Annotated in this window: 16 protein-coding genes and 1 tRNA gene; 5 read left to right on the top strand and 12 right to left on the bottom strand. The window is 58.8% G+C overall.

Translation table 11 applies throughout. The features are described 5' to 3' along the window. Positions 1-374: 374 nt before the first annotated feature. Positions 375-851, top strand: coding sequence for an alanine-zipper protein (locus MET49242_RS25350; protein WP_144259771.1), 477 nt, complete (start codon positions 375-377; stop codon positions 849-851). A gap of 214 nt (positions 852-1,065) precedes the next feature. On the opposite strand, the gene MET49242_RS22290 is transcribed toward MET49242_RS25350, so the two are convergent. After that, the gene (locus MET49242_RS22290; protein ID WP_144259770.1) at positions 1,066-1,248 is read right to left on the bottom strand and encodes a hypothetical protein; all 183 of its coding nucleotides are present in this window, start codon (positions 1,246-1,248) and stop codon (positions 1,066-1,068) included. 326 nt (positions 1,249-1,574) lie between these two features. Between MET49242_RS22290 and MET49242_RS22285 the strand changes: the two genes are divergently transcribed. Further along, positions 1,575-1,841, top strand: coding sequence for an acyl carrier protein (locus tag MET49242_RS22285; protein WP_036286169.1), 267 nt, complete (start codon positions 1,575-1,577; stop codon positions 1,839-1,841). Positions 1,842-2,059: 218 nt separating this feature from the next. On the opposite strand, the gene MET49242_RS22280 is transcribed toward MET49242_RS22285, so the two are convergent. The 7 genes from MET49242_RS22280 to MET49242_RS22250 form a co-directional block, all read right to left on the bottom strand. After that, a tRNA-Tyr gene (locus MET49242_RS22280) sits at positions 2,060-2,144 on the bottom strand. Between the two features lie 176 nt (positions 2,145-2,320). After that, positions 2,321-3,625, bottom strand: coding sequence for an MFS transporter (locus tag MET49242_RS22275; RefSeq protein ID WP_036286166.1), 1,305 nt, complete (start codon positions 3,623-3,625; stop codon positions 2,321-2,323). Then, complete coding sequence (locus tag MET49242_RS22270; protein ID WP_036289244.1) at positions 3,622-4,317, bottom strand: trans-aconitate 2-methyltransferase; 696 nt, start codon at positions 4,315-4,317, stop codon at positions 3,622-3,624. The genes MET49242_RS22275 and MET49242_RS22270 overlap by 4 nt, the downstream gene beginning before the upstream one ends. A gap of 27 nt (positions 4,318-4,344) precedes the next feature. After that, entirely contained in the window at positions 4,345-5,370 is a 1,026-nt protein-coding gene (locus MET49242_RS22265) for an HAD family phosphatase (protein ID WP_051134418.1), read from the bottom strand. Between the two features lie 310 nt (positions 5,371-5,680). After that, positions 5,681-7,318 carry an alpha-keto acid decarboxylase family protein gene (locus MET49242_RS22260; RefSeq protein ID WP_144259769.1) on the bottom strand — a complete coding sequence of 546 codons (1,638 nt, stop codon included), beginning with the start codon at positions 7,316-7,318 and terminating at the stop codon, positions 5,681-5,683. A 191-nt stretch (positions 7,319-7,509) separates the two neighbouring features. Further along, positions 7,510-9,342 (bottom strand): cytochrome c, encoded by a 1,833-nt coding sequence (locus MET49242_RS22255; protein ID WP_144259768.1) that lies wholly within the window; start codon positions 9,340-9,342, stop codon positions 7,510-7,512. A 787-nt stretch (positions 9,343-10,129) separates the two neighbouring features. Further along, entirely contained in the window at positions 10,130-10,960 is an 831-nt protein-coding gene (locus tag MET49242_RS22250; protein WP_256378624.1) for a nuclear transport factor 2 family protein, read from the bottom strand. A 1,301-nt stretch (positions 10,961-12,261) separates the two neighbouring features. Between MET49242_RS22250 and istA the strand changes: the two genes are divergently transcribed. Both istA and istB read left to right on the top strand, forming a co-directional pair. Beyond that, positions 12,262-13,800, top strand: coding sequence for an IS21 family transposase (gene istA, locus MET49242_RS22245; RefSeq protein ID WP_051134237.1), 1,539 nt, complete (start codon positions 12,262-12,264; stop codon positions 13,798-13,800). Beyond that, positions 13,797-14,639, top strand: a complete 843-nt coding sequence (gene istB / locus MET49242_RS22240) for an IS21-like element helper ATPase IstB (protein WP_036286161.1) — start codon at positions 13,797-13,799, stop codon at positions 14,637-14,639. Before istA ends, istB begins: the two co-directional genes overlap by 4 nt. An 852-nt stretch (positions 14,640-15,491) precedes the next feature. Here the strand turns inward: istB and MET49242_RS22235 are convergent. Together MET49242_RS22235 and MET49242_RS23665 are read right to left on the bottom strand one after the other, a co-directional pair. Further along, entirely contained in the window at positions 15,492-16,619 is a 1,128-nt protein-coding gene (locus MET49242_RS22235; RefSeq protein ID WP_051134416.1) for a glycosyltransferase family 4 protein, read from the bottom strand. 94 nt (positions 16,620-16,713) lie between these two features. After that, positions 16,714-19,575: a glycoside hydrolase family 99-like domain-containing protein gene (locus MET49242_RS23665; protein WP_144259767.1), complete on the bottom strand. Its 2,862-nt coding sequence runs from the start codon at positions 19,573-19,575 to the stop codon at positions 16,714-16,716. Between the two features lie 553 nt (positions 19,576-20,128). Between MET49242_RS23665 and MET49242_RS22220 the strand changes: the two genes are divergently transcribed. Further along, positions 20,129-20,941: an IS5 family transposase gene (locus MET49242_RS22220; protein ID WP_036279258.1), complete on the top strand. Its 813-nt coding sequence runs from the start codon at positions 20,129-20,131 to the stop codon at positions 20,939-20,941. Here the strand turns inward: MET49242_RS22220 and MET49242_RS22215 are convergent. Further along, on the bottom strand, positions 20,922-21,155 hold the full coding sequence (locus MET49242_RS22215; RefSeq protein WP_144259766.1) for a hypothetical protein: 234 nt from the start codon (positions 21,153-21,155) through the stop codon (positions 20,922-20,924). The genes MET49242_RS22220 and MET49242_RS22215 overlap by 20 nt on opposite strands. A gap of 894 nt (positions 21,156-22,049) precedes the next feature. After that, complete coding sequence (locus tag MET49242_RS25665; protein WP_158497354.1) at positions 22,050-22,214, bottom strand: hypothetical protein; 165 nt, start codon at positions 22,212-22,214, stop codon at positions 22,050-22,052. Between the last annotated feature and the right edge of the window lie 233 nt (positions 22,215-22,447).

Genomic DNA, 22,447 nt, shown 5'->3' with positions numbered 1-22,447 from the left:
TGCCGGATATGCCGCCATCCCGTTAAGATCTGATGCTCTGAAGCTCACGACCCTGCAAAATAAAATAACCCGGATCGCGGTTTTTTCGTTCCGCCCAGGTCACTGGGGGCTTGCGCCGCCATTCCCCGCCGCCATTCCCCTGGACCTGCGCGATCTGCGCCGCCCACCATGTCATGTTGCTGCGGCGCATGATCGCGCGGCCGGCATTACACGGTGGCGACGCAGCATTCTTCTGGGTCTCTGGTTAACGATAAATCCCCTATGAGCCTTGTTTCCGGTTAGGAGCTTGTTAACCTTTCCTTCTCCGAACAAGACGACCCTGAGGCCATGTGCTCCAAATCGTAACGTCGCCGACTTAAGCAACGAGGGGCCTAATGAACCGGCCGAGATTAGACGAAAGCGGACTCGACGAGGAGAGCGAGATCGTTCCGTCCTCTGAAGAAAGCAAGGTCGAAGCCGCCTTGGTATTGATTTCAGAAGCGGCGGCAGCCATTAGGCAACTTGAGGAGCAGGCTGTTGACGCGGTGGCGCGTGCTCACAGCATTGCCGAAGCCGCTAACGCGCGCGCCGAACGTGCCGATAGGTCGCAGCGAAAGGCTGAGGCCGAGGTCGCTGAATTCAATGCAACGGTTGCGGCGGTGCGCGGCGAGCTTGACACGCTGCGCACGCAGATTGCAGCGGCGCAAAATCGCGCAGAGGACGCGGAGTGGCGGGCGGACGAAGCCGAGCGACGGGCCGATGAGGCCGAGCGCCGGGCCGATGAGGCCAATGCCTCGATCGACCGGATCGTCGACGCGATCCACGCCCAGCTTCCCACTATCGTTAAAGCCCCCAAAATAAAGCAAAACTGAGCCGTAATGTGTAAAGCATTCTGCTGAGGCTGGGCCAGCCATTGGCGCGCATCGACAAGGTCAAGGGCGGCCCGCGCGATGGGCAATGGTTCTGGGCGATACAGGTCGAAGCCTTTACATGCGAGGACGCGGGCCGCAGTTGAACGGCGAGAGGCATGGCCGCCATCTAATCTAAAAAAGCAAACCCCATGCCCGTCACCGCGGCGCGGGCCGGTCATTTTTCCGGCGTCGGTGGAAACATGCGACGCCTTCGCGCGCGTAGCTTCTCGACGCGGTCCGGCGACAGTTTTTGTCCGATCCAAGCTTCGTAAGTTGCGAGGATTTCTTCAATCGGCGGCGGCGGCGGGGCGTCGAGATCCGGATGGTGACGCCGCCGGGATTTGAGCTGCTTCGTCATTTGGCTCGCTACCATTACCCCCGGGAACCCCGTCCCTTTTTAAGCGCGATTCGGAGATCATAGTCGGGCGGTTTGACGGCTTTTCGAAGAGCCGCGATTCAAGATCATTCCTACGGCCTAATCGGCGGCCGCCTCCGGCAGCAACGTCTCGGCGTGGAGTGGAGTGGATCGGCCTAGACACCGCTCCCAGTTCCTCGCCGCGTCGCCTAAGCAGAGCAAGGCGCAGCCGCGCCGCCTGACTCCCATGTGCGCCCGCGCACGAACTTTGCTGAGCCCTATCGCTACCGTCTGAACATCGAAATTCAGAAGCGGCAGGGGAAATTGCAATGTTCGCCACCATCCAGCGCCTCATCGATCAGGAAGCCAAGCTCGCCATTCCGGCCGCCAACCTGATGCCCCGCGCCAACCTCTACGATCTCGGGCTGACCTCTTTCGACGCCGTCCGTCTGCTCGTCGCCGTCGAGCGCGCCTTCAAGGTCGAATTCCCGCGCGAAATGCTCAATCGTCGATCAATGGCCTCCATTGATGCGATCGCCAAGGCCGTGCTTGCCATGGAGCAGCCCCGCGCCGCCGAGATGCGCATGGCCGCTTAAGAGCGACTCGCACCTACTCGAAGAGGGGCTGCCTCAAATCGTGGTCCGATCGCTAAAGATGCTCTTTTGTTCTTTTCTATGTTGCATCCATGTTGCGTGGAGTCGCCGGGTCTTTTTGGAAATCGTTGTAAATCAATGTTATTTGATGCAAGTGCACGCAACATCAAAACGGGCCATTTCAGACCTGCTTAGCTCCAAAAAGTTCAATAATTTCATGATGGTGGGGGAAGTAGGACTCGAACCTACGAAGGCTTAGCCAGCGGATTTACAGTCCGCCCCCTTTGCCGCTCGGGACATTCCCCCATTGGTCTCGCCTGCCGGCCCGAGGACCGCTGCGAAGACCTGGCGCGCCGTCGGCCGCCGTTGGTAGCGGCATATGCGTTCCTCGCGCCTCCGCTGTCAACCTCAAAAACGGCCGAGGTGGCGGATATCCCGCGGATTTTGCGCAGCCTGTTCGCCCCGTTGGATACGGTCGGGCGTCAGGCGCGTCGCGCCGCCTTGCGCTCCAGCACCGCGACCAGCGCGGCGCAGACCAGCGGCCCGGCGCTGAGCGCAAGGAGCGCAAGTGAAAACCCTCCGCTCGCCTCCTTGATCCAGCCGACGAGATAAGGGCCGGCGAAGCCCGCGAGATTGCCGATCGAATTGACGAGCGCAATGGCGATCGCCGCTCGCGTTCCCGAAAACGAGGCTGTGGAAAAGGCCCAGAAGGTCGGGAGCGAAGCCAGCGTGCCGCTGGCGGCAATCGATAGAATCGCAATCGAGGTCGCCGGGGACTTGGTCCACGCCGCCGCCGCGAGGCCCAGCGCGGCGACGATCGCGGCCCCGACCGTATGGCGAGCGCGCTCGCGGAGACGATCCGAGCGCCGGCTCCATACGAACATGGCGATCGAACCGCAGAGGAAAGGAATGGCGGTCACCAGCCCCGCGCCAACCGGACCGAAACCGAAGGCGGCGGCGATCTGCGGCAGCCACATGCTCAGCCCGTACAACGCCAGCACGACGCCGAAATAGGCGACGCCGAGCAGGAGCGTCCGCTGGTCGCGCAGCGCCGGCCAAACCTCGTGCTCATCCGCGCCGGGAGGCGCGCTTTCCTCCGCTGCGATGGCCCCGGTCAGCCAATCGCGCTCAGCCGGCGCAAGCCAATCCGCGCCTTTCGGCTTGTCCGTGAGAAAGAAATAGGTCGCGACGCCCAGAATGAGCGGCGGAATGGCCTCGAGGAGAAAGAGCCACTGCCGGCCCCTCAGCCCCGCAAGACCGTCCGTGAGAGAAAGCAGGACGCCCGACACCGGGGCGCCGACCACTGTCGACAGTGGTATAGAGAAAAGAAAGGCAGCGAGGATTTGCGCGCGTCTTTCGCGCGGGATCCAGTAAGTGAGATAGAGAACGACGCCCGGCATGAAGCCCGCTTCCGTCGCGCCGAGCAGGAAGCGCAGCGCGAAAAAGCTGTGCTCGTTCCAGACCACCGCCATGAGCGCCGAAGCGACGCCCCAGCTCACCATGATGCGCGCGATCCAGAGTCGCGCGCCGACGCGATGCAGGATGTAATTGCTCGGCGTCTCGAAGAGCGCATATCCGATAAAGAAAATGCCGGCGCCCCAGCCGTAGACGGTCGGAGAGAAACCGAGATCCCGGTTCATCTCCGTGGCCGCGAAACTGAGATTCACCCTGTCGAGGTAAGAAGCGCAGTAACAGGCGACGAGAAACGGTATCAACCGCCAGGCCACTTTCCGCATTGTGGCGTCGGCGTCGACCAGCGTGAACTGTTTTCCCGGCGCGAAATTCATGCCAGTGTGAAGACCGAAAGAGAATGGCGCCTGTGCGGGATGGCGAGCGAAATCCGCTGAAGTCCGGCGGCTTGCGCCTGCGCCTGCAGCAAGGAACAGGGCTCGGGCAGATCGTTGTTGACGAGATGTTCGCAAATCGCGTCCTGCTCGCCGGAATCAAGCTCGACCATATGACCGCGCAGCCAGTCGCAATAAGCGGAATGATATTCCGCGAGACTTTCGTCCTCCTCCCGCACCACGTCCACAAGCAGCAGCAGGCCGCCCGGATTGAGCTTTTGCGCGGCGGCTTTGAAAAATTCCGCTTTGAGCGGCGTCGGGAGGTGATGCAGCGCGAAGCTGGTGTAGATGACGTCCTGAGGCCGGGAAGCCGCCAGCTCGCCGAGCATATCCGCCTGCTTCAGTTCCACGGGGCAGGACAGGTAACCGAGATTGCGCGCCGCTAGGTCCAGCGCCTCCTGGCAAAGGTCCGCGCCCTTGTAGCTTTTCAGCGTGAAGCCTTGGAGCAGCGGCGCGAAGGTCGCGGCGTCCCCGCAGCCGAGATCGAGAACTGAGAAGGGGCGATCGCCAAAGCGCTCGCGCAGCGCCGCCGTTACCGCCACCCCGAGTTCCTGGTGGAACATGTAATTGGAGGCGACAACCTTCGCATAGGTGTCCCACACGTGGAAAAAGCGGATGGCGGCGGGTTCATTCATCGAGACAGGCTCCATGGCGTTGAGGGCTCAGCGGTTGCCGGCGCCCTGCATATCGGTCGTCGCGGACTGTGACTTATCCGTCTTGAAAATCCGGCGCCAGTCGTTCTTCATGCTGACGATCGACCACCCCTGCTTCGGGGCCTCGTCGAGACCGCGATCAAGCTTCCCGATCAGTGATTTACGATCATAGGAGGCCTCGCGCTCCGCGTCGTCGTGATGAACGAGAAGACCCAGGCGCGGCCCCTCCCCGGCGGTGGTCCATTCCAGCATCTCCACGTCGCCGTCCGAATTGCCGAAAGCCAGGATTGGCCGCCGGCCGATAACCTGACTGATGGTCTCCGGCTTTTTCGACTTCACGTCGTGATAATCGAGCTTCGCCCTTCGCAGCAGTATCGGCTTTCCGTTCGACATCAGGAAACTCGTCCTGATGTGCGAGCCAATGACCTGCTCCGGGGGTATTCCGTAAACCCGCTCGGAAAAGGCGCGCATGAATTCTGTCTCGGCGCCCGACACGATATAGGTCCTGAAGCCGTTTGCGCGCAGATAATCCAGAAGCTCCAGCATCGGCTGATAGACGAGGCGGTCATAGGTCTGCTTGAAATAGGGATGCTGCGCATGCGCAACCCATTCGCCGGCCAGCGCCTTGAAAGCCTCCGGCGTGTCCCCCGAATAGCTCTCGCCGACAAGCGTCAACATGCCCGGCTCCCCGCCCTTCGCCAGCGCTGGCAGATCACGCTTCAAGGCGGCGTTGAAGAGTCGGCTTCTGCGCCATTCGGGATGTTTCGGCGCGAGCGCCCGCGCGCGATCGACAGCAAAGAGCACAGGCGAGTAAAGCGGCCATTCCGTCCACAGCGTCCCGTCACTGTCGAAGACCGCGACACGATCTTCGCTCTTCACAAAATCGGGGCCGCCGGGATTCGTCACCTTGTCGACAAAAGCGATGATCGATCGCTTGACGGGACCATCATTCCAGGAAGGCAGGTTTTCCTGCGCCAGAGCCGAGCGCGTGAACAGAATGAAGAACAACAGGACAAGTGCAAACGGACGCTTCATCCTCTCGCCCCTTCAATTGCCCGAAGCGCATATCGGAACCGCTTCGCCCTCGCTTCGCTCGAAAGGACTACCATCGGAGAGTTTGTCTCGCTTCAATTATTTTCGCTCTTTCGGACAGAAAATCGTACACATTTTTTGCCAATGCTCTCAATCATTGCAGTTGCGCGATCGTTCGCCAGTCGCCGTGACACATGCGCGGCGGGCGAGATGAATAGCGCTTGTCGACACTCGCGCCAGCGAAAGAGGCCGGCCGGGATAAAGGCCCAACGAGGGCGACGACGACCTAACCATTTTTTCAATCAGGCGACGCTTAGCGCTTTCCGCGAACGCGCTCGCCGAGTTTGGCGGTGAGACGCTTCAGCGCCGATGAATGATCGTCACGATCGAGAACGACGTGGATCAGCGACCAGCCGGAGTCATTGGCTCGCGCCTGAGCAAGCGCCGCCTCCATCTCTTTTTCGCTGGTGACCCTGAAGCCGGATCCTCCGCCGATGACGCGGACGATTTCCGAATATCGCCAGCGAAGCACATCATTGAAGCGGCCGTCGAGCATGGGCCGCTCGGTGCCATAGCCGTCGTTGTCCAGAACGATGACGATCGGGTTCATGCCAAAACGGGCGGCAGTCGAGAGCTCCATGCCTGTCATCTGAAACGCGCCGTCGCCGACGAGCACGAGCGGCCTCAGCTTCGGCGCGGCCGCCTTCACGCCGATGGACGCCGGCACGGCGAAACCCAGCGAACAATAATATGCCGGCGAAAGAAAATGCGCGCCGTCGCTGATGTAAAGGTCGGAGGCGCCGAACAGCGCGTCGCCCGGGTCGGCGATCACGATCATGTCATCCTCGATGAAGGCGCTGATCTGGCGCATCACCGCCTCGATCGTCACCTTGTTGTCCGTCGCAGTGAAGGGACCCGGGCGCTCGGGATGCCGATAGGGTTCGACCACGCGCCTCTCCCACGGATGCGCGGCGAGCGCGTGGACAAAGTCCTCGATGCGCACGTCGTCATAGGCGTGCACGCCGACGGCCACGCGGTCCTTGGCCGCATAAATGGCATAGCGACGCTTGATGTTGGCGGTATAGAGACCGAGGTTGATATCGGTCATCATCGCGCCGAGCAAAATAAGGCAATCGCTTTTCTCGACATAGTCGCGCACCGCTTCCTGCCCCATTGCGCCTTCATAGACGCCGATATAGGCCGGGTGCGATTCAGGAAAGACCGACTTGCCCATGATCGTGGCCGCAACAGGGATTCCCGTGCGCTCCACGAGCTGGGTGAGCGCCTCCTGCAAATGGAAACGATGCAGTTCCTCGCCCGCCAGAATGACGGGGCGTCTCGATATGGAGATCTGCTCCACGGCCTCTGCGACGGCGACTGCGAGCGCCTCCGCGTCGCTCGTCTCCGGCGGCAGCGGCCGCGTGGTCAAAGGGCCGATTTCCGCGATCGCCATGTCACGCGGCAACTCGATATAGACCGGACGGCTGTAGCGCCTGGCCAATGCAAACATGCGCTCGATTTCGCTTGCAGCCGTCAGAGGATCGTCGAGCAACGTCGCGCCAACCGTGAGTTCACGAAAAACGCGCAGCTGCGTGTCGAAATCGCGGACCCGATGGTGCAGAAGCGGATTGCGTTGCTGTTCGTGCAGACCCGGCGCTCCGCTGATGACAATCACCGGCGAACGCTCGGCATAGGCTTGCGCGATCGCGTTCGCGACCTTGAGTCCGCCGACGCAATAAGTGATGGCGCATGCTCCGAGTCCTTTCATGCGGGCGTAAGCGTCCGCGGCAAATCCGGCGCCTTGCTCGTCGCATGTGTTGACAACCGTGATCGGACTTTTCTCGAGCAGCGAGAAGAACGTCAGGCAATAGTCGCCGGGGACGCCGAAGACATGGTCGACGCCTTCTTCCTCCAGACGCCTGACGAGATAGGCGCCGATGCTTTCCGCCATGTCCACTCCGTTCCATCGAGCGACGGACCCGGCAATCAATCATTGCCTATCACGCCTTACTGCGCTGTAGTTTACGTGTCCAGCGCCCTCGGCGGTGGTTGAAGCGACAGAAGATATGTCCGCACAACGATGGAGCCGATCGGCAAGAAGCGCAGAACCTATGGCGGCCGCAATATCGACGCCCCACTTCTTCAGCGCGTTTTCAGATATTCGACGATGGCCGTCGCGCCCGCCTTGTCGCTCGACCAATCGAGTTTCATCTTCCTGCCGTCCACTTCCACGTCTTTGTCATGTCCATGGTTGGAGAGCGCGGGAAATGCGCCCGTATCGAGGGAATACCCTTCCTCGCGTCGCGGCGCGGCTCCGACATTCCAGGAAAATCCACCCAGGCTCCTGTCATAGTCGAGACGGCCTTTCATGAAAACGCGGGGCCGTTCGCCGGGAACCAGCAGGTGATAAAGCGTGGGCACAGATCCATTGTGCAAATAGGGCGCCTGCGCCCACACGCCGCCGAGCGGCAGAGCATTATATCCGAGATGGTCCTTGGGATCGGCCATCGACAGCTCCGGCCGGTTCTCCAGCGAAACATGATCGAACTCTGCGCAAGGCCTGACCATGTCGCCATCCGGCGGCATTTCCACGGCCCTGGAGGGCGGACAGATCTTGGTAAAGCTTGCGCGCGCACTTGCGGCGATCGTCTGACTTACCACGCGCGCACGACCGAGGTCTGTTCCCATATCGTAGACATTGCCATTTTGCGGCTTATGACACGCCGCGCAATTTTCATTGAATAACGCCTCGCCTTTCCTCGCGAGCGCGACGTCGACATCGAAGGGATAGGCAGGCGCCGGCAGATCGGCGAGCAGATCGACGCCAAAGACGCCGACGCGCAAATCGGTATCCTCGAAGAGACCAACTGTTAGTTCAGCGGCGAGGTTGCGGAAAATGGGAATGGGGATGTTGCCGTTCCACTGCCCGCCGCCATCAATCAGACTGGCGCCATCGGTCGACCAATGCGCGCGCCGCTTGCCCTGCTCCCACACAGCCATGAAGTCGGTGATTCCGGCAGTCGGCGGCAGCATGGTTTCGGCATCCACCGGCTTGCCTGCGGCTTTCTGGAACGCGAAAACGATCGAGGCGCTCACGCCGGTCGCGTCCGCCATGCCGCCGAACCCCTGCGCCATCGGCTCTTCGAAACCCTTGTAGTTCTTGCCGATGAGATCGACGAGCGAACTGACCTCCAGTTCCGCACGCTGCAAGAAATCGCCCACGATTCTGGCGGCGTCCTTCCTGAAAAGCGCAATCTGCTTTTCCTCATATTCGGCATCGAAGTTTCGCGCGCCGAGGGCATAATTTCGATAGAAGAAATTTTTCTCCGCAGCATGCGCCTTGTCCATCGCCGCAAGAATTGCGGCGGCGGCGCGCGCGATCTTCTCTTCGGGCGTTGTTGCGCCAGCAGTGATTTTCCTTATCGTGTTGACGACTCTGCGACGATACTGCACGAGATTGAATTGTGTATTCACGCCGCCGTCGAGATATTGAAATTTGCCATCATCCAGTCTGACTCGACCAATATGGCAAGCGCCGCAGGTGATGGACGCAAAGTCGACGGCGCCAAAAGGATCCTTGCGCGCAAGACCCGTCCAGCCGAAACCACGGGCAATTGGAAGCCCCGGCTCTCGTTCGTCGATAAATAGGCCGACAACATCGAGGAAATTTTCTTCGCTTCCCCATTCTTCCGGCGCGAGTTTCGGAAGCAATTTAAGGATCAGGAAAGGCGCGCCGCTCTTTTCACCAAAGGGAAAATCGGCAAACCAGCGATAGGCAATCTGCTTGTCGGAAAGATGTTTTTCAATCGCTTCGGCCCGCCTGCGCTGATCCGCCTTCCATTGTGGCGTCGACGTCGCCCGATCGCTATAGGTCTTCTCGTTCGGATAAACAGCTTGCGCCTGAGCGCTCGAAGCGATTCCAAGCAGAGTGACGCTCGAGATGAGCCCGAACACCGCCCGGCGTTTGTCTTTCATTGAAATTAACATTCGGCAAATCCCGTCGGTTCTTTTGGTTGCAAGTCGTTCCGAAAAAGCGCAGCGGAAACGCCGGCGCGCGAAGGATTTATTCAACTGTTGGATAATTATCGGTCAGCCTGTGCCGTGGCATGAAGGCCATGTCCTCGCATTTGGCAATCCACAGCGCATCGCCAAAAAGCCTAGCGGATAATCCGGCGCGCCAAGACCATGTGGAGCGGCGCGGCAATCGAAACGGCAAAGTTCGCATGGTCGCCTGCTTGAACGCTGGTTGAGCACCCATTTCAGCGCAACGTCGCAAGGTCGATGAATTATGAACCCCGCCGGCGACTAAGCCCGACGATATTTCGGTCCGAAAAATCATCGACCCTCCCCCGCCCTGCGAGCGATATCCCAGCCGAGCTCATCGAAAAGACATTGCCTCAATAATTCAATGGTGGTTTGCGCATCCCGCCGGCCGGACTGCGTTTCCTCCAGTCATAGCCAATTGACGCATAACGCCATAATGCGCGGCGGGTTCCACCAATGGACAAATAAAATGCGAGTATTGCGGGATCGACGGCGCGCGCCGGGAGGCGCGCTTTCCGCCACATTCCCTGAATCTCGCGCTCAAGTTCAGATGTAAAACCGGCTTTCGCTCATGATCGTCCAGCTGAGATCGCCCGCGATCTCAGCTGGACGACGACGCAGCTCGGGACGCCAAATCAATCATTTCCCATGCGCAACGACCGCCCACTTGCCTCGACTGGTACGTTCTGGATCAGCGCTTCTGCTTAAGCAATCACTGTCAAACAGCATCTCTCTCGCCTTGCATTTCCAGAAGCGTGAGACTATCGCGAAACTCGATGAGTTCGACGATAAGCCCGTCCTGAAAGCGCACGAAATCTGCCAGATCTACCACGCCGCTGCGTCCTGTGCCCCGGTGCCGCCATTCAACCCTGCGACGTCCGGCGAGACGGCCGTCCTCGATCAGGATTTCGGAAATTTCGCAATTCGATTGTTCGAAGTCCACGGCGATCATGCGTATGATGTTTATCAGCGCGTCTATGCCGGCGTGACGACCCGCGTAGGGAAGCCGCGCGCGGTCCCCAACAAATTCGCACACGATTTCGGGCGAGCAAAATTCGCGAATAACCTCGATGTCCGGCCCCCTCGCGGGAAACGTCACGATCTTACGCGCACGTCTCTCCAGTTCCTCACGATCAAGGCCGGCAGTCTTGCAACTCACCAGTTCCTCGAAGCTCGACAGGCGCTGGCAACTCGGCGAAGGGCGCGACATGCGCTCGAAGAATTCATGCATCTCCACGACCAGATCGTCTTCCCAACGAAGGAAATGGGCTGCGTCGACCATGTAGATTTTCCCCGTCGCGACGCGGCGCCAGGAGCCCCGCCACCGCACGACAGCTTTCGGCCCGTCGACCAGCAGGTCGAGGATCTCATGATCGAGCGGCGTATAATTTTCGTCGGTGAATCGGGTGATCGAGCCCAGCGCCTCCACGCCTTCCCAGATCGCGGGGCGAAACATCCCCTCCCGCGATTTCGTGTAGTGCACGATCGCGCGGGGCGCGAAATGGCGAAGCATCTGATCAATTCGACCGGACATACGGCAATGAAGCATCTCGCTGACGCGCCGCCTGATCTCGGCCTCTGCCATAGCTGTCCCCACGCACCTTGAGCTGCGGCGTTCATCCCCCATCGTGGTGAAAAGCGCTCCCTTCGCCCTTACCAGATTCCGCCGGCCGAAGGTCGACTATGCGCCGCTTCGCCCCAAGGGGTTGACGACCGCCGACCGCGCCACAGATACCTACTTTATGTTCCGAATTTTCGCTCATTTCGGATAGTTCGGCAACATGAAGTCCGTAATCTTACGCTCAGGCCACTCCTGCCTTTACGGGCGCGGTCCTTGACCGGATGCACGTCAGCGTATCTGCGCCACCCACAATTACTCGCTCCGGTTGCACGCTCGCGCATGGAAAAAACTGTATTCGGACAGGCGTCTTGCCGCATTTTGATGACAAATCGGCGATTGCTGATCGTATTTAGCCCATAAACTAAAAATTAAATTTCGCGGATGGATAACAACGACATAGAAAGCCGATCGCTATCGATCGTTGCAAGACGGCATATTATCTTTATGCTACGTCGATCAGCTTATCCCAACCAACCGAGAGTCGCCTTTAGTTGTCATAATTGCGTAACATTATGCCGTTCCTCGCGTATGGCCGCATCCCGATTAACGTTGACTCGGATGCCTCGACTGCCATCAGTGATGGAACTCCGATTCGCGCAAGCGCCCGATCGGTCGCCGCGACAAGGCGCCCCGCACGGTCCGGCCTTCCGCCGATGTCTGGACCGACCGCAATGCAAGATGAAGCTATTGCCAGCGTGCTGTCCCTGGTCGCCGCGTCTCCTACAATCGGCGCGACGCGCCTGATGGGGCGCCGCGCCAAGAATTGGCGGCGGAGACCATTCCGCACGTAAACGCACAGTTCGGCATCCGACAAATGGAGCTGAGAGTCACAAATCGCCGCGCGGCGGCGCTCATCAGCGCCTGTGGTTCAGGACGTCGTCGCGACAAAGACTCGAAAAGCGTCATCCATGCCGCGCCGGCGACTCCGCCCAGATATCTGAATCGACAAGGCGCGTCATATTTCAACCCAACAGCATCAAATCGATGATTTCAATCCTCTTAGATATCTCGCTTCACTCCTGCTATCGCACAATTTTCTTTATTCTCGGATCGAATGGAGCTTCCGGCCCGCAAGAGAACCTGAGCCAATATGAATATCTCATATGAACAGCGGCGGCAAAGTGTACCACTGAACCGGCTTTGGGGGCTGCTTTGACGGCGGCGCAAAAGTGTACCGGTCCTGATAGGCCGAACTCGATGTCATCGACTGGCATGGAGAGGCCGAAAGGATGTTCACAGTGGAACTCTATGCCCGGGTGAGACGCGCGGTGATGGCGGAAGGGCTGAGCCGGCGGGAAGCGGCCAGGCGCTTCGGCGTGCACCGCAATACGATCACGAAGATGCTTCAATATTCGGTTCCGCCGGGGTATCGGCGTCGGGAGCGGCCGATCTCGAAGAAGCTGGGGCCGTATATGGCCTGGATCGACAAGGTCCTGGCGGATGATCGGCTTGTTCACGCCAAGCAGCGTCATACGGCACAGCGGATATTCGAACGGCTGCGGGACGAAGAAGGGTTTTCCGGCGGTTACACGATCGTCCGGGAATATGTCGCGCAGGCGCAGTTGCGGTCGCGCGAGATGTTTATTCCACTCAGCCATCGACCGGGGAATGCGCAGGCGGATTTTGGCGAGGCGGACGCCTATATCGCCGGCAGGAAGGTCCGCTTTCATTATTTTTGCATGGACCTGCCGCATTCGGACGGCTGCTTCGTCAAGGCCTATCCGGCGGAGACGGCGGAAGCCTTCTGCGACGGCCATGTCGCGGCCTTCGCCTTCTTTGGCGGCGTCCCCCAGTCCATTCTTTACGACAATACGCGTCTCGCGGTCGCCAGGATCGTGAAGGGTGGAGAGCGTCTGCGTTCGCAAATGTTTGCGGAACTCCAGAGCCATTACCTTTTTGCTGATCGCTTTGGCCGGCCCGGCAAGGGGAATGACAAGGGCAAGGTCGAGGGGCTTGTCGGCTATGTCCGGCGCAACTTCATGACGCCACTGCCCGTGGCGGAGAGTTTCGAGGCGCTGAACGCGAGGTTCCTGGACGCCTGCACGAAACGACGGCGGGCGATCCTGCGCGGCCAGTCGACGCCGATCGGCGAACGCATGCAGGCGGATATGGCGGCATTCCTGCCGGCGCCGCCGGCTCCCTATGACGCCTGTCACAAGGTCGCGACGCGCGTGTCGTCGATGGCGCTGGTGCGCTACCGCAACAACGATTACTCGGTCCCGACGCGCTTCGGCCATCGGGAGGCGCTGGCCAAGGGCTATGTCGATCGGGTCGAGATTGTCTGCGGCGGGGAGACCATCGCCGTGCATGCGCGCAGCTACGGCAAGGCCGAGTTCATCTACAACCCGCTGCATTATCTCGCCCTGCTCGAACACAAGAGCCGCGCGCTCGATCAGGCCGCGCCGCTCGACGACTGGCGGCTTGCCGACTGCGTGCATCGTCTGCGGCGGCTGATGGAGGCGCGCATGGGGAATAGCGGGCGCCGCGAGTTCATCCAGGTGCTGCGGCTGATGGAGGACTTTCATCAGCATCAGGTCGAACAGGCGGTCGCGGAGGCGCTGCGTCTTGGCGCGATCAGCTTTGACGCAGTGAAGATGCTGCTGCTGGCCAGGCTGGAGAACCGGCCCGCGCGGCTCGATCTGACATTCTACCCCTACCTGCCGGCGGCTACGGTCGGCGCGACGGATCCGCGCGCCTATCTCGGGCTCGTCGCCGGCGCGAGCGTCATCGCGGGCGTCATGGACTCGAACGCGGGGGGGCCGGCATGACCATCTCGCATGAGCCAGGTTCGCAGACGATCGTCGCGCCGCAGGTGCTGCTGGGTAATCATCTCAAGGCGCTGAAGCTTCCCACCTTCGCGCGCGAATATGAGAAGGTGGCGCTGGAGTCGGCGCAGGACCGCGCCGATTACCCGCGCTATCTGCTACGCCTGTGCGAACTGGAGCGCATTGATCGCGAGCGGCGCAATGTCGAGCGCCGCATCCGGCTGGCGCGCTTTACGCAGGTCAAAAGCCTCGACACATTTGACTTTACCGCCCAGCCTTCACTCAACAAGCCGCTCGTGCTGGAGCTGGCGCGGTGCGAATGGATCGAGAAGCGACAGAACTGCATCGCCCTTGGGCCAAGCGGAACGGGGAAGACCCACGTCGCGCTCGCCCTGGGGCTCGCCGCCTGCCAGAAGGGGTTCAGCGTCGCGTTCACGACCGCCGCGGCTCTTGTGCACGAACTGATGGAGGCGCGCGACGAGCGCCGCCTGCGCGCGCTGCAAAAGCATCTCAACACCGTCAAACTGCTGATCGTCGACGAGCTGGGCTATGCGCCGTTCACGACGGTCGGCTCAGAGCTGCTCTTCGAGGTCTTCAGCCAGCGCTATGAACGCGGTGCGACGCTGGTGACCAGCAATCTGCCCTTTGATGAATGGACGTCGGTGTTTGGCTCCGAGCGTCTCACCGGCGCATTGCTCGACCGGCTCACCCATCATGTCCACATTCTGGAAATGAACGGCGAGAGCTATCGGCTGGCGACCGCAAAGAAAGCGCAACGGCGAAACCGCGATCTCCCCGACGCGCCCGCAATCGACAAAGGAGGCGCCGACACGACGAACTGATCGCCGTCGCGCGCGTTGAACCGCGCTGCGCTACGCTCCGCGCGCCTCAACGCCCGCGACAACTAAACTACAAGGGCCGTGCGGCCCTTTTCTCGAAACCAGACCGGTACACTTTTACCCCGCCTTCATGCACATTTTGTCCCCGCCATTGACATCTCAGATTACATTTGTTCCATGAACATATTCCGGAGCCAAACAGAAGGCACGAAATGCGGGTCGGAAAGAGACGCGAGCGGGCTTCGACCAATCTGGCCCTAATTTCCTGAAGCCGACGAAGTGAGCGACGCATATGCGCCGCTGCGCCGCAGGAGGCTCACAATAATCGCGCATTTATAGCTTCCCAGGCTTACGGCGCGCGGTCTCGTCGATCGCCCGTGGAACGAGTCCTTTCTTTCGAAATCGTTGAAAACCCGCCTTGCCCCTTCCGCTCGAGAGGCGACGTCGCCGTTATGGTCAATCTACGCGCCAGCAAGAGATTGTGGCGGGAAGAGTTGATCGGGACGCCGGCGCAGAGCTACGCCATCTGCGATCCAGTCGCCCCATTTGACCGAGGACGACAAAGCCTAATCCAAATTCAAGGTAAAGCCACACGAAATAGCCTAGCGAACTACCGCTTGCCGGATCCGTGCATTAAGCCCTGGGTCGATAACTTCATCCATCCGGCGAATGCGCAGACGATACCACCCCATACGGATATCACGCTCTGCGCCTCGCTGGGAGACTCCGACACAATGTCGATCTGCTGAAGTTGCCGGTTACGACGTATACGTCACGCGAGCGAGACTCGTGAATAAACGCCGTCTCTTCGAAGCAGCGTCCCTTCAACCCGCGCCGTATCGGGCAACCGTGCGATCAAAGGCTCGCTGTGCTGCGGCGACTTTCAAATTTCTTGCTTCGATGCACATGAGGAACAGTATGGACCGGCGGACCCTTAGCCTCTATGGGCATCTGCATCAGTTCACCGATTCTGCTTTGATAGCGCAGGCCTGCTGCTAGAAAGCTCGAATTGATCGTCATCCTCAGACGGGCCCTCGCGCCCATGTGGCGTCCTTTCTGCGGGTTATCGACAAGTTCGCGCATGGCGCGGGTCGCAGCTTCAACGTCAGGGTCCGCCCACCTCTGCCCCTGCCAGTGCGGATAATCGCCATTGCGAAGTGGAATGAGTCGATAAGGTATCAGGAACGTGGTGTCTTCGGAACAAAAATCCATGTTCCCGGAGTAAGCCGTCGCAATGACGGGTTTGCCATGCGCCATAGCTTCCGCGATTCCAAATCCGAAGCCCTCTGAACGATGTAGAGATACAAAGCAATCAGTAACCCAAACGAGGCTCTGCATCTCGAGGGCGGATAATGTTTGGTTGATTACGACAATTCGATCCCGCAACGGAGCTATCGCTGCATCGAAGCGCGCCTTCATCTCCGGACGTTGATCGGAGTTGTTGGTCTTGATGATCAGGGAAATGTCATCATACGGCCGCTCCTTGCTGAGCGCGGTAAAAGCCTCGATGACCGCAAAGGGATTTTTGCGCTCGACGAACGAAAGAAAGTCGAATGAGAAGAAGAACGTATAGGCGCTGTCGCGGATACCGAAATGCCGGCGAGACCGTAGCGCCTGCCGCTTACGCTCACAGGCAAGTGGCATATGAATTACTGGAATTTTGACTGACTTCGCGATCGACTCCTGAATGAATGCGGACATTGCCCAGACTTCGTCGAACCGGCCGAGCTCTTTCGCCCATTCTTCAGGGTAACGTTCGAGTTCCCATGCCGGGTAAATCACATTCTTGCTGCCCTCCGTCATGGGATTGGGCAGCACACTCAGCACCTGTTCAATTTCATCGCCGTTGATGCAGTAAACATTCACGCCATCGCCAAGCAGCGGCGTTATTGCGGCGTCGAATTGAGCGACGATTTCGGGGTCGGGCGCGCAGTGCGGACCATAGATGTCGACAATTCTGGCGCCCAGGCCGACTTCGTCCATTGAGCGCCAGACAGACCTGAGATGCTCCCCCATCCCGATCGGCGCGTGAGGATGACCGACGACGCTTACGCGGACGTCACGTTGCCGAGAATAATCAAGGTTTTTCGACAAACGAGTCACTCCCGGAAGCGATCGATTCCTGCGCGTTGCGCAAGGCTTGAAGATAGGCATGACCGAAATGGCGATCCGGCTCGAGATAGCTGCCTTCGCACCATTCATTCCAAGCGTTTATGAAGACTATGCGCGCGTCACCGTAGTTTTGTTCTATCGTGCGCCGGTAGGTCCACTCCAGCCAGGCCTGGAAAGCGCCAGGCGTCGACTGTTCGAGGATCAAGCTATTATCTGGATGACGTGGTGTGTTGTCCCAACCGACGAGGACGGAGCGGATACGCGGGAAGCCTGGTTCAACTCGACGCATGAACGCGAGAGCGAGCTCGCGATAGTCATGCACCTCGCCGCTCCAATCGAAGTTCATCTTTTCGACTTCCTTCTTCTCGTCATGCACCATTCCGTGAGCAGGAAACTCTACAGTGAGATCGCAGCCATATGACACCGGATCTTCCGGCCGAGCCGACAGGTCGAACGACTCGACCATCGCGATGCAGATTTCCCCGATCCCATTTTCGCGACAGTGATTACGCCAGATCCTCATGGCTCTTGCGGGGCTCGGCAATTCCTTGATTCGATAAATCAGGATAAGCGGCTTGCCATTTACCCGAATATACGCGTCGCTTCGGAAATAGCGTTCAAACTCCCTAATTATTTCGAGTGTGGATTCGTCCGAATAGGACTGCCCCAGGAGGATATCTTGTTCCCTGCCGTCCCAGCGGCGCGTCCAGTTCTCATTGGCCCAACAGAGGCAGAAGGGAAAGTCTGGCCTGCCCGTGGCAAGCATTCGCTCAAGCGGGTGTTCGAGCAGCCTCTTACCGTCAAACCAATAGTAATAATAGCAGAACCCCGTCAGGCCATAGCGCCGCGCCAATTCCGCCTGTTGCGCCATCACCTCCGGCACGCGCAGATCATAATAACCCAGATCTGCCGGAAAACGAGGCTGGTTGTGACCGACATAATTGGGTTCAGCCTTCGTGATGTTGGTCCATTCCGTGAAGCCCTTCCCCCACCACAAATTGTTTTCCGGGATCGGGTGATACTGAGGTAGATAGAAAGCGATCGTGCGCAACTCTTTGACCGCAAGTTGCTCGGCCCATCTGGAGACGAGCGCTTGGCGATTACGGGAGATGCGTTGGCGTTTCGACTGGCCAGCCGGGGACGCCGCGTCAGACGTCTTACTGAGATGATGTGGAACTACAGCCTTTGGCTCATATACGATCGAAAGCCCCTTCTGCCGAACCTTCAGGCTAAGATCCGCGTCCTCACAATAAGCTGGCGCGTATATGTCATCGAATCCGCCCAGCCCCAGGAACAGGTCGCGTGCGATCAGCATGGCCGCGCCGGAAACATGCTCGACGCGCCGTGCATAATTATAGCGTGGAGTGCGCGGGTCGCGCCCGTATCCGATCAGTCTACCCGAGCCGTCACTGTTGAGAAGGCAACCGGCCTCCTGCAAGGATCCGTCAAACGATAGTAGCTTCGGCCCCACGACGCCGATATCAGCTGACGACTCCGCAGTAGAGACGAGCGCCTCAAGACATCCAGGTGAAATCTGCGCGTCATTGTTGAGGAAGAAAAGATACCTCCCCTTCGCTTCCGCAGCCGCAGCGTTGCACGCGGGACCAAAGCCGAGGTTTCGCCCGAAGCGCATCGAACGTATCGATGGATTCTCCGCGATCGCTACGAAGGCGTTATCGATCGAGCCATTGTCGGCGACGATAACCTCTATTGAAAAGCTTGCCGGCAGCGCCCGCTCGATCGATTGCAGACATTCGACCGTTACGAGTTCCTCATTGAGGCACGGAATGATGATCGACACCCGAATGTCATCCCGCTTAGGCGCGCCGAAATCCAGGCTAGCAACGATCTTGTCGAGCGCTAATCCCCGCAGCACGGAAACGAAATTGAGCGCGTGGACGTCAGGCTCCCGCCCTTCGAGATCTTCGCCGCTCCTCGCCCAAACCTCGCCGTAGCCGCGCCATTCGGAGACCCCGTCCGCCGGCTGAGGCGTACGATCGAGAGGCCGCCAGATGCGCTTTTCCTCAATTCCTCTGATGAGGAAGTGAAGAAATGGATTTATGCCGGCAAGCCCAACGTCCGGATTGTAATGTAGATAGCCCTTAACCGAGAAGTCAGCCGACGGGTCGCGTCCTTCCCGCCAACCGATTGTCGCGAAATGCTCCAGCGGACTGATTTTAGAGAAATCGACATCCTTGTTCTTTCGCCGGTAGAATCCCGCGTCGAATCCCTCCAACAGGCGCTCGAGTTCGTTCGGAGCGAGAGCGGCGTGCGACTGCTCCGGAATAGTTGAATGGGCGGCGACCGCCTTAGGCCCCGTGATCCGACCCTCGGCGGCGCCGTATTCCAAGAAGTGAATGAACGGATCGACGCCATTATCGCGGACGTCATCGTAATTTTCGAGATACCAGGAGGCGTCGAAAGAAGGTCCCGGATCGCGCCGCTCTCGACGCCCTTGTCGGATGTAGTTTTCAATCAGGTCTCTGGCCTTAACATCATATTGCTGACGATAAAAATCCGGATCGAACAGCGACGAGTTTTGAATGACTACATAAGAGCGGGCAAAAGCGCGCATCTCATTCGGCAGTAACTCATTATTCGCGGCGTCGGCGAGCCACGATCCCGCCACAGTCTCGCCAGGGGCGATTGGGCGACTGTCACGATACCCAAAGCGCGCGTAATGTATGAGCGGATTCAACCCGCTACGCGCCGCGTCCTCATAGGCGCTCAAGTACCAGATCGTATTGAAAGCGTCACTTGGATTTCTGCCTTCAATCCAGCCAAAGTTTTGATAATGTTCTACAGCTGTAATATTTGCTTCCCGCACGTCAGGATACGTGCGGATATAGTGCTCCGAGTCAAACAGAGAATCGAAGCGGTGACGTTCGGTCTTGCTAAGCCAAAACCGGCCATCTCTCAATTTTGAAAGAAAAGGAATTGCCCGTCTCCCTCAGTCGTCGGCCGGAGCCTAACGTTACGAGCATCGCGTCGCCTACTGCACTAACAGATTCTCTTTCGAGGACGCAATGCCGGTATTTGCAAACACGCTCAAACGCCGATGATCTAGTTTTGCCGATGGCTCCCATGACGCGACAGCGTCTTTTGCGCAGCGGTCGAAACCTCGATCCACTCGGCTATTGGCTTTTCAAGATCCCTACTGGGCGCTCGGCACTCCTTTATGCCCTGATCATAATAATGCTTCAACGCGCTTCGAATCTCCTTTGTCTTGATCGCCTCGAAAACGTCCTTGTAACGCCTTGGATAATAATCCGCGTCAAACCTCGCCGGCAAAAGCCGCCCCTCGAAATAGCCAGTTTTCTTGAAATGCGATTCTAGAGGGTGTTATGTACTTTGGTGATTGATTGTCTTAGTAGAATCGGATGTCTCCGATTCGCAAACCTTATCCGTCTGACGTCAGCGACGAAGAATGGTCGCTGGTTGCGCCTTATCTGACGCTCATGGACGAAGGCGCGCCGCAGCGTCAACATTCGCTGCGCGAGCTGTTCAACGGCCTGCGTTACGTGCTGCGCTACGGCATCGCCTGGCGCGCCATGCCCAACGATCTGCCGCCATGGTTCGCCGTGTATCAGCAATCGCAGCGCTGGCTATCGGCGGGCGTGTTCGAGGCGCTTGCGCAGGATCTGCGCGCCCAGTTGCGCGTCGCTTCCGGGCGGGCGGCGGAGCCGACGGCGGCGATCATCGACAGCCGCACCTTGCGCTCGACCCCTGAGAGCGGCCCACGAGCGGGCTATGACGGCGCGAAGCGAAAGCGCGGCTCGAAGCTGCACATGGCAGTCGACACATTGGGCCATTTGCTGGCGTTGCATGTCACGCCGGCGAATGTCGATGACCGCGCCGAGGTCGGCAAGCTCATCGCAGCCGTGCAGGATGTGACAGGCGAAAGCGTCGAACTCGTTTATGTCGATCAGGGCTACACCGGCGAAAAGGCGTCCGAGGCGGCGAAGGCGCAAGGCGCCGAACTGTGCGTCGTCAAACTTGCCGAAGCGAAGAAGGGCTTCGTGTTGCTGCCCAAGCGCTGGGTGGTCGAGCGTTCATTCGCCTGGGCGACGCGATGCAGGCGGCTCGTCAAAGACTACGAGCGCTATGCTCAGACCCTCGCAGGACTCCACGTCGTCGCCTTCGCATGTCTCATGCTCAAGCGCGCAGCAGATTTCATGATCCAAGGTGCATAACACCCTCTAAGGCGCGATCGCGTCTTTCACTGTTCATGTCATTGTTCTGAGAACGATAAACTTCCACATCGAATTCAAGGTCGGAGAGCGCGCATTTGATCAAATAGCGCAGCAGAACAGTCGGAACGCCAACAACGCCATCTTCCATCACCTTCGCCGGGGTTGTTCCCATTGCTTCGCAAAGCAGCGACATCGGGGGAAAATATTGCTTCATTAGCTTGTCCTGGTCTTGAGCACGTCGGAACGCGCGCAGATTCCGCGATTTTTCGAGCGATCGTATGTACAATCGGCTAAAGCTTTTGACTTAGTTATCACTTCATTTTAGAAGTAACTATGTCTGCGCTGGATTGCAAAAGAAATCTGCGCGAGCCTTGCGGCTAATGGCCCCAAGGCAACTGACACACATATCGTGTTGTTGATTGGCGGAGCGAAAGGGTCAGGTGGCCATCCCCAACGGGTCGTTTTTTCTGTTTTGTTCTACCGTTATGCAAAATCTATCAGGGGAGGCGGGAGTTCAGGAACCACTGTATATGTTTTGCATTCCTGGAAATCTCTGATGATAATGGAGCTAGGGTCTAACTTTCAATTGTAAACAATTGAGCATCTCTTCATGCTCACATTGGGGTCGCACATTTTTCTGTTGCGTTAGCCCAACGGGATCGGTTCCCTGTCCAACTGTGATACGCCGGGCGGCTTCATAATGATTTGCATTAAAGACCGCGAACGTTGATGGCGCGCCGATACAATATCGATTATCGATCTCGCTTGTAGCCGGGTACGATTGCGGGTGTAGCGACTTTCCGCGCGAGACGACGAAAATGGAATCTGCGTTTGGACGAGCCGCTGCGCGATAAAGTTCGAAAAATCATAATTGGCATAGGCCTCCACCGCGTCGGCTCAACTTCAATTCAGAATGTTCGCCACGAAACCCGATCGCATTAAAGGCTGCGGGCACGTTATGGCCGATCAATTTTCGTCATGATTCTTCAAGGCCGCGCTCGGAATGAGCTTGCCGGCGAGAGACGTCTCTCAAAATCTATTGTGCGCGATAGGCTTTTGCAGTGGTTTAACGGGAAAGGATTGACTGGGGGACAAAACACGCTTGGGTTCAAGCGGCGAGCGGTTCCGTTGGGCCGGGCAGGAAATCAAGTTCCTCATCATCAAAAATGCGATGGGGCCGCATAAGATCGTCGAGCTTGATCGGCTGGTGGTCCCTGATCGATCGCGCGAGCGAATCCGCGTCATTGGCGAGCGTCGCCACAGGGAAGGACATGCGCCCGCCGATATGGGTGAGGTCGGGACGCCCGGATCATCGAGCCATCGTGATCGAGAGCAGCGGTCACGGAGGTCTGCGACAATCTTGTGCAAAACCTGCCCACACCGCGATCAGATTGAAGCAATTACCAGCAAAACCACGGCGTTATTGCCAATACGATTGACTCGATGGCTTAGGACGCCGCTAAATTCCGCATCGTGGCGCAATGCGTCGCCGAGCGAAGAAGGCGG

Source organism: Methylocystis sp. ATCC 49242, assembly GCF_000188155.2.
Lineage (GTDB): Bacteria > Pseudomonadota > Alphaproteobacteria > Rhizobiales > Beijerinckiaceae > Methylocystis.
This window is presented reverse-complemented; position numbering and strand designations above follow the sequence as displayed.